Source organism: Halomonas sp. AOP7-E1-9 (genome assembly GCF_052376035.1).
Lineage (GTDB): Bacteria > Pseudomonadota > Gammaproteobacteria > Pseudomonadales > Halomonadaceae > Vreelandella > Vreelandella citrativorans.
This window is the reverse complement of the sequence record NZ_JBQSVC010000004.1, coordinates 1-12,313: the sequence shown is the minus strand read 5'-3', so window position 1 is coordinate 12,313 and position 12,313 is coordinate 1. Positions and strand designations below refer to the sequence as shown.

Below are 12,313 nucleotides of genomic sequence, written 5' to 3'. Positions count from 1 at the left end.
CAATGGATAACGTTTTTGCGTGTCAGCGAATGTTAAAAAGCGAATGTAAAAAAACAAAGGCAGAATTTTTGCGCACTCGTACGGCGCGCTTACCACTGCAAGGGGAACATCGCATGAAGGCAAGCAAGTTAGTAACGACGGCTAGCGTTGGCGCACTGTTGCTGGGCATGACCGCGGCTGCCCAGGCAGACAACTGGCGCTACGCTCACGAAGAGTACGAAGGTGATGTACAGGATGTGTTCGCCTACGCATTCAAAGAGTATATCGAAGATAATTCCGACCACACCGTTCAGGTTTATCGCTTTGGCGAACTGGGCGAGTCTGACGACATCATGGAGCAGACTCAAAACGGCATTCTCCAGTTTGTTAACCAGTCACCGGGCTTTACCGGCGCGCTGATTCCAGAAGCTCAGATTTTCTTTATTCCTTACCTTCTGCCTACCGATCAAGATACGGTGCTAACGTTCTTCGACGAAAGCGAAGCGATTAACGAGATGTTCCCCGAGCTTTACGCTGAGCAGGGGCTTGAACTTCTTAAGATGTACCCAGAAGGCGAAATGGTGATTACCACCGATGAGCCGGTCAGCTCGCCCGAGGATCTGCAGAACAAGAAAATCCGTACCATGACCAACCCGCTGTTGTCAGAAACCTACAGCGCGTTTGGTGCAACACCCACTCCGCTGCCGTGGGGTGAAGTGTACGGTGGTCTGCAAACCGGGATTCTTGACGGCCAGGAAAACCCGATCTTCTGGATCGAGTCGGGCGGTCTCTATGAAGTCTCTCCGCACCTGACGTTTACCGGCCATGGCTGGTTCACCACCGCCATGATGGCGAACCAGGACTTCTATTCAGATCTTTCTGAAGAAGACCAGCAGCTGGTTCAAGATGCCTCTGAAGCTGCTTATGACCAAACCATGGAGCACATCCAGGGCTTGGCCGACGAAGCGCTGGAGAAAATCCAGGCGGCTTCTAGCGATGTGACCGTTACGCGTCTGAACGAAGAGCAGATTCAGATGTTCCGTGAACGGGCGCCACAAGTGGAAGAAGCCTTCCTCGAAATGACGGGTGAGGGTGGCGCTGAACTGCTGGAGCAGTTCAAAGCCGACCTGGAAGCCACAAACCCGTAATGTTGAGTTGCCGTTTAAGGCAGAAAGGGTGACTCATATCAGGGGCAGCCACGGCTGCCCCTTTTCTATTGTTTATCGATACCTTTAAGGGGAGCAACGTTGGTGGATAGTAGCCCCATACAAAAGGCGAAAAGCTTGAGTACCCCCTACGCTAAACGTATGTCGGTACTGCTCTCTCACCCTTCAACTTTGAACGTGGAATAACCTTGATGACTAGCATGTTATTGGCCGTTGCTAGCCATCGTCATGCCGCTAAACATGCCGTTAAAAAGGAGTCCGGCCATGACCGATGAAGAATCCGAAAAGAGCTATCATTCTGGTTTACCCGGCGTGTTGGGAGTGATCGACACTGCAATTAGCAAAATCGAGTCAGTGATATTGGCGCTAGGGGTTTTGCTAATGGCGCTGAATACGGTCACCAATGTGATTGCCCGCTTTGTATTTGGCAATAGCATCATGTTCTCCGGTGAATTAAACCGCATTTTGATCATCATGATTACGTTTGCTGGTATTGGCTATGCGGCGCGCCATGGGCGTCATATACGCATGTCGGCAATTTACGACGCTTTACCGGTGGGTGGGCGTAAAGCGTTGATGATCTGCATTTCGCTCGTCACCTCTTTCATTATGTTCTTCCTGTTTTACTACTCGATCGTTTATATCCTCGACTTGTATAGCAAAGGACGCGTGCTGCCTTCGTTAAGTTTGCCGGTCTGGATAATTTACCTATGGGTGCCGATGGGCTTTTTCATCACGGGTATTCAGTACCTGCTAACCGCCATTAAAAACCTCACGAGTCGGGATGTGTATCTCTCAACGGGTGTGGTCGATGGTTATAAAGATACCGAAACTGAAGTTTGACGCAGGGCATCGTATCCTGAGGAAAGAGCTATGACGACAATAATGATAGTCACCATGATTGCCCTGCTACTGCTGGGCTTTCCCATGATGGTGCCGCTCATTGCAGCGGCGATCATCGGTTTTTACATGATGTTTAACGGCTTCGGCCAGATGGATACGCTGATTCAGCAAATGATGGCAGGCATACGGCCAGCCTCACTGATCGCGGTACCCATGTTTATTTTAGCGGCCGATATTATGACCCGCGGCCAATCGGCTAACCGTTTGATCGCGATGGTAATGTCGTTTATCGGCCATATTAAGGGCGGGCTTGCGGTCAGTACCGCGGCCTCTTGTACGTTGTTTGGCGCTGTTTCAGGTTCAACCCAAGCAACCGTGGTCGCGGTGGGTTCGCCGTTGCGGCCCAAAATGCTTAAAGCCGGCTACTCCGACTCCTTTACGCTGGCGCTGATTATTAATGCCAGCGATATCGCTTTTTTGATTCCGCCGAGTATTGGCATGATTATCTACGGGGTCGTGTCGGGCACATCGATTGGTGAGCTGTTTATCGCCGGTATTGGCCCCGGTCTTCTGATTCTGTTGATGTTTTCAGCCTACTGTATTACCTACGCCATCGTTAAGGATGTACCGACTGAGGCGAAAGCCAACTGGAGAGAGCGTGGCGTTGCGGTTCAAAAAGCGCTCTGGCCGTTGGGTTTCCCGGTTATTATTGTCGGTGGTATTTATGGCGGTATTTTTAGCCCTACGGAGGCTGCCGCAGCGTGTGTGCTGTATGCGGTGCTGCTGGAATTTGTGGTGTTTCGGTCCCTCAAAATGGCCGATATCTACACGATTGCCAAATCTACCGGCTTGATTACCGCTGTGGTGTTTATCCTGGTAGCAGTCGGTAATAGCTTCTCCTGGATTATTTCCTTCGCTCAAATTCCCCAAACGATCCTGGAAGCCGTAGGCGTGAATGATGCCGGGCCGACCGGTGTCTTGATCGCGATTTGTATCTCCTTCTTTATCGCCTGCATGTTCGTTGACCCTATCGTGGTTATCCTCGTGCTTACGCCTATCTTTGCCCCTGCCATTGCCGCAACAGGACTCGACCCGGTACTGGTCGGCATCTTGATTACCCTGCAGGTGGCGATTGGCTCGGCCACACCACCGTTTGGCTGCGACATCTTTACCGCGATTGCGATCTTTAAGCGGCCTTACTGGGAAGTTATTAAAGGCACGCCGCCGTTTATCTTTATGCTCATTCTGGCGGCCGCGCTTCTCATCATGTTCCCGCAGATTGCGCTGTTTCTACGCGACCTGGCGTTCCGCTAGCCTTCCATTAAGGAGAACTGCATGTTTAACCGCATTTTAGTCCCAGTGGATGGCTCGAAAGGCGCCATTAAGGCGCTCGATAAAGCAGTAGGGTTACATCTGCTAACGGGCGCTGAGCTCTATTTCTTGTGCGTATTCAAGCACCACAGCCTGCTTGAGGCGTCACTTTCCATGGTACGCCCCAATCAGTTGGATATTCCCGACGATGCGTTAAAAGAGTACGCCACCGAGATCGCTATACACGCGAAAAACCATGCCATTGAGCAAGGCGCGGACAGCACGAGCGTGCGTGCTTTTGTTAAAGGAGGTCGGCCTTCACGTACCATTGCACGCTTCGCCTGGAAGCGAGAGTGCGATTTGATCGTGATTGGTGCTCAAGGCACTAACGGCGAAAAAAGCATGCTGCTGGGCAGTGTATCTCAACGGGTGGCCGGTGCGGCGCATTGTCCCACCTTGGTGGTGTAGCTTCGTTGTAGGCATCACGATTGACGTAAGCATTGCTGCACAAGGTTAAACCTCTTGGTAAAAGCGAGGTCGTAACAGGCGTAGCTACAGTCTTAACTATGGTTTTAACTACGGTTTTAACTACGGTCTTAACTACGGTCTTAACTACGGTCTTAACTACAGTCGTAACAACAGCACCCGTTTCAGGTAGATACACCCTGAAGCGGGTGTTAGGCTTTGAAGCACTTAACATCTGGCGTATTGCGCCGTCGAATAAGGTTACTTTTTTATGAAAACATTGCTCTCCTCAACGGCTCTGACAGGTCTGCTTTTAGTGGCACCGTTTGTTGCTGCGGCCCCTGAAACTGACGATCAGCGCCTTGCCTACAGCCTTGGGGTTACGCTGGGTGAAAGCATGAAAGCGGATATCGGCGACCTTGACCTGGATGCGTTTAACGACGGCATGCGCGATGTTTTCGAGGACAATGAGTTGGCGCTCGACGAAGAGCAAATGGTTGAGGCCATTATGGCCTTCCAGGAGCGCTCTTTGGAGGCGCGTGAACAGGAAGCCGCTGAGATCGGCCAGGCAAACCTCGAGGAAGGCGAAGAGTTCCTGGCAGAAAACGCCGAGCGTGAGGGCGTAGAGGTGACGAATTCTGGCCTGCAGTACGAAGTGCTTGAGTCGGGCGATGGTGCAACGCCCGGGCCTGAGGACACTGTTGAGGTGAATTACGAAGGCATGCTGCTGGATGGCACGATATTCGACAGCTCGTTTGAGCGCGGCGAGTCGGTTAGCTTCCAGGTCAATCAAGTTATTGAAGGCTGGCAGGAAGGCCTGCAGATGATGAGCGTTGGCGATAGCTGGATGCTGTATATCCCTGCTGACCTGGCTTACGGCGAAAACGGCCAAGGCCCGATTGGCCCCAATGAAATGCTCACGTTCCGGGTTGAACTGTTAGGCGTTGAATAATCCATGCCTATGGCCCTGCGGGTTGCTCACACGCTAAGTGCGTTGTTGTTGCTAAGCGGCCCGCTGGCAGCCAGTGCAATGGCTGAAACGCCTGAGCGTTTGCCCGCGCTGAATGCCATGTCAGAGCAGGCAAGCGTCGTTGGCGTTTCATCAGGCGGTTATATGGCAACCCAGCTAGCGGTTGCCTGGCCTGAGCGCTTTAGCGTGTAGGCGTGCTGGCGGCAGGGCCTTGGGGCTGTTCGCAGGGCTCCTTAAATCTTGCGCTTAATCAATGCATGCAAACCCGTGCAGGCCAGCCAGCCTTGGACAGGCTAGACGCACGTTGGGCGGGTTATGAAAGGCATGACCGGGTCGGTGCTCGTGAAGACCTGGCTCAGCTCCGTGCCTTTATCTGGTATGGCGATGCTGATGATGTCGTACAGCCCGAGCTGGCTGAGCTATTGGTCAAGCAGTGGCTGGGCTGGCTGACATCACCTGAGCAACTGCAACGGGTACGTAGTCAGGCAGCGGGGCATGGCTGGCCAGTCCAGCTACGCGAGGAGGAGGCCGTTGGTCCGCAGGAATTGGGCAACTGCCGCCAGGGCGGTGGTAGCCATGTGCTGGCCTGTGATGAAGATGTTGCGCAAGAAATGCTTGCCTGGTTATATCCCGAACGTGACGCTTCTATTTCCGCAGCTACTTCCACAACTACTTCCGCAACGGGAGAGCTGGTCGCTTTCGATCAGTCGGAGTTTGCGGTTAAAGGGCTAGCGGACACGGGGTATGTATTTATTCCCGCGGCATGTGAAGAGGGAGCATGCCCGGTCACTATTGCGCTGCACGGCTGCCAAATGAGCGCTAACGCTATTGGTGATACCTTTGTTAGCCATAGCGGTTTGAATCATTGGGCCGCCAGCCACCAGCAGATAGTGCTTTACCCACAAGCTGACAGCAGCTTGTCGAACCCGCAAGGGTGCTGGGATTGGTGGGGGTATGCAGAAAGCCTCTGGCAGAAAAATCCGCTGCACGATACCCGTGAAGGCGTCCAGGCGAGCGCGCTCATGCGTATGCTTGACCGTTTGGAAGCCGCGCCGGTTATGCCGGTTCTGTCTGACTAGTTCTGCCTGGCTAGCTCTTCTTTACCACTTCAAAGTCAAACCAGCTCCCCATATCTCCCTCCGGTGTTTCAAGAATCACGCGTGCCCGCCAGGGCGTAGCAGTTTGCACCTCTTTATCCACTTGGCCTTGACCACGAAAACGGCTTGGCGTGATGGCATCCAGCACAAAGCGCTCAATCCTCGAATCTCGATAGCGGTCAACCAAATCCACGTTGACCTGATGGGCTGGAATGCCTTGAATATCGACTTCCAACGGTAAAGCAGCGTGCGCTTCTATAGGGCCGTTGATATCAATATGAAAGGTCAACTGGCGCCCACTGCCCAGTGCGACTGAACAAGGGTGAGCATGGACATCGCAACTGGCGGCGGAAGGGAACCAGGTAACGTGGCTGTTATCGTGATATTGATGAAAAAATACGTACCATGTAGACATCGCCAGTGCTAAACCGGTGACTAAAATCAGCACCTTGAGTCCCTGTAAACCTGAAAAACCAGCAGTTTTAGGTAGTATCTTCATGGCAGAATACCGCTACGCAGGCCGTGAGGCGGGGTGTCGTTTCATGGTAACAGTAAACGTGTCGATGTCGTTGTGCTGTGATGTCGCAGTCACTAAGGAAAACCCATGGAGAGTATTACCACTGCGTTAGGGCCCCTGTTCCTACTCATTCTATTAGGAGCGGGCATGGGCTACTGGCGCTGGCCCGGTGCAGATTTTTGGCCGCAAATGGAGCGGCTAATTTACTTTGTGCTTTTCCCGGCCATGCTGGTGGGAACGCTGGCCACCGCCGATGTCAGCCAGGTACCGGTAGGGCGCTTGGCCCTGGTGCTATTAGGCGCCATTGCGTTTTTTGGGCTACTGATCTGGTGGTTTCGCCATTGGCTACAGCTAACGCCTGCAGCGTTTACCTCGGTGTTTCAAGGCGCGGTGCGCTTTAACACCTATGTAGGCGTAGCGGGGGCCGCGGCATTGCATGGCGAGTTAGGTGCAACCACGGCAGCGGTTGCCGTAGCGCTGATGGTGCCCGTGGTGAACATCATGTGTGTGGCAAGTTTTGTGGCTGCTGGCACATTAGGCAGTGCGAGCATGGGTAAAAGCGTCATGGCGCTGGTGAAAAACCCGCTGATCCTCGCCTGCCTGGCAGGCATAGGATTAAACCTGAGCGGCATTGGCCTGCCAGGGTGGAGTGAGGACACCGTCGGCCTGCTAGGGCGTGCCGCGCTACCACTAGGGCTGGTTGCCGTGGGGGTGGCACTACGCCCGGCCGCGTTGTTACGCATTGACCGTGGCCTGCTAGCGACCAACAGCGTCAAATTGTTACTAATGCCAGCGCTGGTATTGGTGCTGGCGTGGGCGCTAGGCCTGGATACCGTTAGCCGGGACGTGGCGCTGCTGTTTGCAGCACTTCCCACGGCAACCTCGGCCTATATTCTGGCCCGCCAGTTAGGCGGTGACGCTGAGCTAATGGCAGCCATTATCACCGGTCAAACGCTACTCGCCATGCTCACGCTTCCGCTCTGGTTACAGCTCTCAGGGTAAGATGTAAAAATAAATAAAAAGTATTCGCATTTGTATTGACGAGTTAAATGATAATGATTATATTGTGCTTGTAGCGTTTAATGAGTCGCTACAGACCACGACAGCGAGCCGCCAGTTTGTTGTCATGGTTTCTCCCTCTCATTGCTAGTCACGGTCTTTTGCCACTCCTTTGGAGTGGCTTTCTTTTTTGCACATTACGTAAATTATTTTTTGTAATAAGTGCAGGATGGTGAATTAAAGTAATGCCGCCAGTTGGGGCCAAGTCAAATAAAATCAATCCTGTTACAGCAGTCTTTACCCATCAATTCAACGAATTCTGGGCTGTTTTGGATGTATAACCACTACTGCTTGTTCAGTCCTCATTATCTCATCCAAGCGTTTAATTTATCGAAGAAAGCGAGACATTGGTTGAGTTGCTCTATTTCTATAAATTCGTCGGGCTTATGGGCTTGCCGAATGGAGCCAGGCCCAAGTATTACGGAAGGTATACCGCCATCAACTTCGAAAACGCCACCTTCAGAGCCATAAGACACTTTTCCTCCACGCTCGGGAAGAATGGGTTCAAGTTGTTTAAACATCTCGCTGTCAGTGGCATCGCCCATGGCAGGGTAGGCAAACAACTCTTGCCACTCAATGGCGGAATCTGATGATTGGCGCTGCATTTCGGGCAGCAGGGCCGACTCGATATCGTTGATCAGCGTTTGAATATCCGTGGCGGCCGCATCTTGATCAATGCTACGCAGCTCGAAGATAAAGCTACACATGTCGGGGGTAACGTTGGTTGCTACACCGCCTTCAATAATGGTGGTAAGGGTGGTGGCATGAGGAACGGTAAAATCGTGATCGAAGGGGCCATCCTGCTCATATCGTCGTGCTCGTTCAGCGATCATGGTGATGATACGTGAGGCATACTCGACAGCGTTGACGTGCTGGGGAGAAAACGATGAGTGCCCCCCTTCACCGCGCACCGTCACTCGCATGGCGATCTTGCCTTTCTGGCCGTTGATCAGCTTCATTTCGCTGGGCTCACCAATAATCGCCAACGCCGGTGGTACTTTCAGTTCTGATAAATAGCGTGCGATGGCGGGCGCCCCCAGGCAGCCCACTTCTTCATCGTGAGAGAAGCAGAAATAGACGGGGCGCTGTAGTTCAGCGTTGGCAAACGCCGGTGCTGCCGCCATGACGCACGCTGCAAAACCTTTCATGTCGCAGGTGCCGCGACCAAACAGGCGGCTGCCGCGCTGCTCCATTTTGAAAGGGTCACTTAGCCAACTCTTCGGGTTGGCAGGAACCACGTCGGTATGGCCAGAGAGAACGATGCCAGGTAGGTCGGCCGGGCCCAAACGAGCGACCAGGTTGGCTTTCTCACCGCTCTTATCCGGTAACACCGTCACATCCGCGCCTAGATTGGTGAAGAATTTCTCCATGTAGTCAATAAGTTCGAGGTTGGAGTACGCACTCGTTGTGTCGTAAGCGATCAGGTCGGCAAGGTGTGATATTGAAGCTGCCAACTGCGGGTGAGCGTTCGGCGTGGTACTAGCTTGCATGGTGTTAAATCCTCGGCAATAGGGGAGTCGTTGGCTCAAACCTGGGCTTTTTTAAGTTGCTGACGAATCGTTACTACCACCACAAATATCGCCAAAGACGCGAACAACCAGGTGATCGGCGATGACACCAGAATGCTGGGATCACCACGAGATAGGGCAAGGGCGCGACGCAGGTTTTCTTCCAGCATTGGGCCAAGAATGAACGCGATTAAAAAGGGCGCGGCGGGAATGGCGAACAGGAACATGAAAAAGCCAAATACGCTCATCGCCAGCAGCACGATGACGTCATACATGCTGTTGGAGATCGAAAAAATACCGAATACGCACAGGGCGAGGACAATCGGCGCCATCAAGCCAGGCGGAATACGTGAGATATGCGAGAAAAAGCGCATCGTTGCCTTGCCGGCCCCAAACAGCAAAATGGATGAGAACAGCATGCCAATAAACAGCATGTAAACTTCATGAAGGTTGTTCTCAAACAGCATGGGGCCTGGCGACATACCGTGAATCATAAAAGCGCCCAGCATTACGCCTGTAATCACGTCACCCGGTACGCCTAGTGCTAGCAATGGAATCATGGTGGAGCCACAGCAGCCATTATTGGCAGACTCTGATGCCGCGATGCCTTCCAGCTCGCCTTTACCAAAGTTTTCGCGGTTCTTTGAACTACGCTGTGCTTCGCCGTAGGAGGAGAAGGCCGCCGCCGAAGGGCCAATGCCGGGAATGGCCCCCATCACAACCCCAATCATGCTGCCTTTGAGCATTGCTTTTAAGGAACGGCGCAGCTCATTGCGTGTTACGCGGTTATCGCCCAGCTGCATGGGCTTATGGTTTTGGTTGTGACGAAACACAATAATCTTAAGAAGCTCGGGAATCGCAAACAGGCCAATCAGCACGGGTGCCACGGCCAAGCCGCTCTGCATATCCACTGTCAGGTCAAAGCGGAACGAGCCGTACATATCTTCACCCACGGTGGCCAACAAAAGCCCCAGGCATGCAGAAACCAGCCCAAGCAGTAGCGAGCGCCCGGATACGCCCGCCACGGTAGTGAGCGCAAAAATCATCAGCATGAAATATTCGGGAGGACCGATACGCAGTGCGAGAAGTGCCAGTGGCGCGGCGATAAAAAACAGTGAGAGATTGGAAATAAAATCCCCGGTACATGAGGAGTAGAGCGCCATGTTAAGGGCTTTGCCCGCCTTTCCCTGTTGGGCCAGAGGGTAGCCATCAAGGGTGGTGCAGGCGGCTGAAGCAGTACCTGGGGTTTTGATCAATATCGCCGATACCGAGCCGCCATAGGTCGAGCCTTTATAAAGCGCGACAAGCAGCAAAATACTCGGGATAGGCTGCATGTAAAAGGTGAAGGGCAGCGCCAGCGTAACGGCCATGGTGCCGGTCATGCCGGGAATCGCGCCAATAATCACTCCACCCCAGATACCGGCGGCCATGATCAGGAAATTCTCAAAGGTGGCCACCGCCTGAAAGGCAACCAGCAGATCGTTGAGCATAGTGGTCAGTCCTGTACGCGACAGTTAAATTCCGAGAACCCTGAAAAGGCTACCAACCGGGAAACGCGTATTGAGAGCGCTGGAGAAAAACAGGTAGAGAAGCATTGGAAGTATGATGGCTACGATGGTTGCCACTATTTTGTGGCGCCAATAACCCGTCAGTACCAGCATCGCCATTAACAGCAGGATGCTCGATAACAAGAACCCTAATAGCGTCACCGCGCCGATAAAGAGCGCAAAGGCCAGTACTGTCCAACCGAAGCGAGTGAGCAACGTGACAAGAGGTGTACCGCCGCGAAGGGCGCTGGCATCTTCAGGGTCAGCGAGTGCTTCGGTTTTACGGGAAAACGATAGCCCGACAAGCAGCACTCCCAGCGCCATGCCCAGCATGGAAACCGTTCGTGGCCACATATCAGGCGGTGGTGCAAACCCCGGAATAAAGCGTGGGCGGGGCACATAGGCGGGGATCAGTAAAAAAAGCACGATCCCGAACAGCACTGTAATAACCAAGCCGCGTGTTATACCCATGACCCCTCCAGCGATGAAGTGATATATACCGTCGTTACGCGATGTTTAGCGTGTATTTATTCCAGATAGCCAAACTGTTCAGCCAAGGAGCGATAGAACTCGTATTGCTCTTCTGCATACGTCTCCATATCGACACTGCCGATGGTAGAAATCGAGCCACGGCCTTCGGCACGGCTGAGCCACGTCTCATCTTCGGCAACCTGCTCCATTACCTGGCTCCAGGTATCCATCACTTCTTCGGGCAGGTCAGGCGGGCCGTACAAAGCGCTCCAGCCAATAACCTGGCCTGCCAGCTCATAGCCCAGCTCTTCAGCGGTGGGCACTTCCGGTAATGCTTCCATACGCTCGGGTGAGAACACCATTAACGGGCGCATATCGCCACTCTCGATATGCGGCATCAGTGACGCTGCCGCGATGGCGAGAAAATCAACGTGCCCACCTAGCAGGGCCGTTGCCAGCTCGCCGCCGCCCCGATAAGGAATCAATGTTGCCGCCGTCAATGGGTCCATTCCCGCATCAGCAAGCAGTGATTGCACCGTAAAACCATCAATGGCGGTGGCGCCAGAAGCGGCGTAGCTCATTGCTCCAGGGTTGTTTTCGATGCCTTCCAGCAGATCCTCAACGTTTTCGTAGGGGGAGTCATCGGCCACGGCCAGAATCATGGGAGTGGCTTCAAGTGGGCTGATAAACGTGTACTCATCCCAGTCAACACTGCTGTTTTCATTGACCGCCGGTGACAGCGCCATGCCGACGCGGGCCAACAGCAGGGTGTAACCATCGGCCTCGGCCTGTGTCACATCGCGAGCGCCGGTCATTCCACCGGCGCCGGCCTGATTGACGACGGTGACAGGCTGGCCTAGATATTCGCGCGCAGACTCCGCCAAGGCCCGGCCCGCAAGGTCAGAAGCGCCGCCCGGGCCATAAGGAACAACGAGCGTGACGGGTTCGGAAGGATAGCTTTGAGCATAGGCGGTGGACGCAGCGAGAAGCGTTGCCGCCGTTAAGCTTAGGGTGAGTTTCATACTTATCTCCGCAGCAGTTGTTAGAAGTTTTATTAAACGGCGTTGCCAGCAGCAGTTTTAAACCCAGCTTATTCAACATAGACAAGTATGAAATTTGTTTCAATGATTCTATTTAGTATGCATTAATGTTCTAGTGGTGGGCCAAAATTGCAAGCTTATGGTTTATAAAGTTCGTTTTTATCTGTTAATGATTTAGCGAAGGTTTTTAGAGTGAGTTCAAGATAATGAAAATAAAAGAGATTGAAGCATTTGATGCATTTATGAAGCACGGCACCACCAAGGCGGCTGCAGAGATGTTGGGCATTAGCCAGTCAATGGTGAGTCGATTACTTACTGGGCTTGAGGAAGCGTTGGGTTT

The 12,313-nt window shown here is 53.1% G+C and carries 14 protein-coding genes; 9 read left to right on the top strand and 5 right to left on the bottom strand.

The annotated features are described in order from the left end of the window. The first annotated feature begins 113 nt into the window (after positions 1-113). The 7 genes from ACT3R4_RS03575 (at position 114) to ACT3R4_RS03545 (ending at position 5,813) form a co-directional block, all read left to right on the top strand. Positions 114-1,127, top strand: coding sequence for a TRAP transporter substrate-binding protein (locus tag ACT3R4_RS03575; protein WP_193054040.1), 1,014 nt, complete (start codon positions 114-116; stop codon positions 1,125-1,127). Between the two features lie 282 nt (positions 1,128-1,409). Beyond that, entirely contained in the window at positions 1,410-1,988 is a 579-nt protein-coding gene (locus ACT3R4_RS03570) for a TRAP transporter small permease (protein ID WP_192526888.1), read from the top strand. 30 nt (positions 1,989-2,018) lie between these two features. Then, on the top strand, positions 2,019-3,302 hold the full coding sequence (locus tag ACT3R4_RS03565; RefSeq protein WP_192526889.1) for a TRAP transporter large permease: 1,284 nt from the start codon (positions 2,019-2,021) through the stop codon (positions 3,300-3,302). 21 nt (positions 3,303-3,323) lie between these two features. After that, the gene (locus ACT3R4_RS03560) at positions 3,324-3,767 is read left to right on the top strand and encodes a universal stress protein (protein WP_172116854.1); all 444 of its coding nucleotides are present in this window, start codon (positions 3,324-3,326) and stop codon (positions 3,765-3,767) included. Positions 3,768-4,035: 268 nt separating this feature from the next. Beyond that, complete coding sequence (locus tag ACT3R4_RS03555) at positions 4,036-4,716, top strand: BamJ family beta-barrel-assembly machinery protein (protein WP_172116855.1); 681 nt, start codon at positions 4,036-4,038, stop codon at positions 4,714-4,716. 3 nt (positions 4,717-4,719) lie between these two features. After that, complete coding sequence (locus ACT3R4_RS03550; protein ID WP_319022141.1) at positions 4,720-4,926, top strand: hypothetical protein; 207 nt, start codon at positions 4,720-4,722, stop codon at positions 4,924-4,926. Positions 4,927-4,991: 65 nt separating this feature from the next. Continuing rightward, a complete protein-coding gene (locus tag ACT3R4_RS03545) occupies positions 4,992-5,813 on the top strand; it encodes an alpha/beta hydrolase family protein (RefSeq protein ID WP_319022140.1) in 822 nt (273 codons plus the stop codon). A 10-nt stretch (positions 5,814-5,823) separates the two neighbouring features. Here the strand turns inward: ACT3R4_RS03545 and ACT3R4_RS03540 are convergent, their stop codons facing one another. Further along, positions 5,824-6,330, bottom strand: a complete 507-nt coding sequence (locus ACT3R4_RS03540) for a hypothetical protein (RefSeq protein WP_193054039.1) — start codon at positions 6,328-6,330, stop codon at positions 5,824-5,826. Positions 6,331-6,435: 105 nt separating this feature from the next. Between ACT3R4_RS03540 and ACT3R4_RS03535 the strand changes: the two genes are divergently transcribed. Further along, positions 6,436-7,350 (top strand): AEC family transporter, encoded by a 915-nt coding sequence (locus tag ACT3R4_RS03535; RefSeq protein ID WP_193054038.1) that lies wholly within the window; start codon positions 6,436-6,438, stop codon positions 7,348-7,350. A gap of 362 nt (positions 7,351-7,712) precedes the next feature. Here ACT3R4_RS03535 and argE read toward each other — a convergent pair whose 3' ends face one another. The 4 genes from argE to ACT3R4_RS03515 are packed head-to-tail and all read right to left on the bottom strand — an operon-like array spanning position 7,713 to position 11,955. After that, positions 7,713-8,897, bottom strand: a complete 1,185-nt coding sequence (gene argE / locus ACT3R4_RS03530; RefSeq protein ID WP_193054037.1) for an acetylornithine deacetylase — start codon at positions 8,895-8,897, stop codon at positions 7,713-7,715. 35 nt (positions 8,898-8,932) lie between these two features. Continuing rightward, positions 8,933-10,405 (bottom strand): tripartite tricarboxylate transporter permease, encoded by a 1,473-nt coding sequence (locus tag ACT3R4_RS03525; protein WP_193054036.1) that lies wholly within the window; start codon positions 10,403-10,405, stop codon positions 8,933-8,935. Between the two features lie 24 nt (positions 10,406-10,429). Beyond that, positions 10,430-10,933, bottom strand: coding sequence for a tripartite tricarboxylate transporter TctB family protein (locus tag ACT3R4_RS03520; protein WP_193054035.1), 504 nt, complete (start codon positions 10,931-10,933; stop codon positions 10,430-10,432). Between the two features lie 56 nt (positions 10,934-10,989). Next, positions 10,990-11,955: a Bug family tripartite tricarboxylate transporter substrate binding protein gene (locus tag ACT3R4_RS03515; protein WP_193054034.1), complete on the bottom strand. Its 966-nt coding sequence runs from the start codon at positions 11,953-11,955 to the stop codon at positions 10,990-10,992. A gap of 224 nt (positions 11,956-12,179) precedes the next feature. Here ACT3R4_RS03515 and ACT3R4_RS03510 point away from each other — a divergent pair. After that, positions 12,180-12,313, top strand: a 134-nt coding sequence (locus tag ACT3R4_RS03510) for a LysR family transcriptional regulator (RefSeq protein ID WP_444614977.1), incomplete at its 3' end; no start/stop codon positions are given.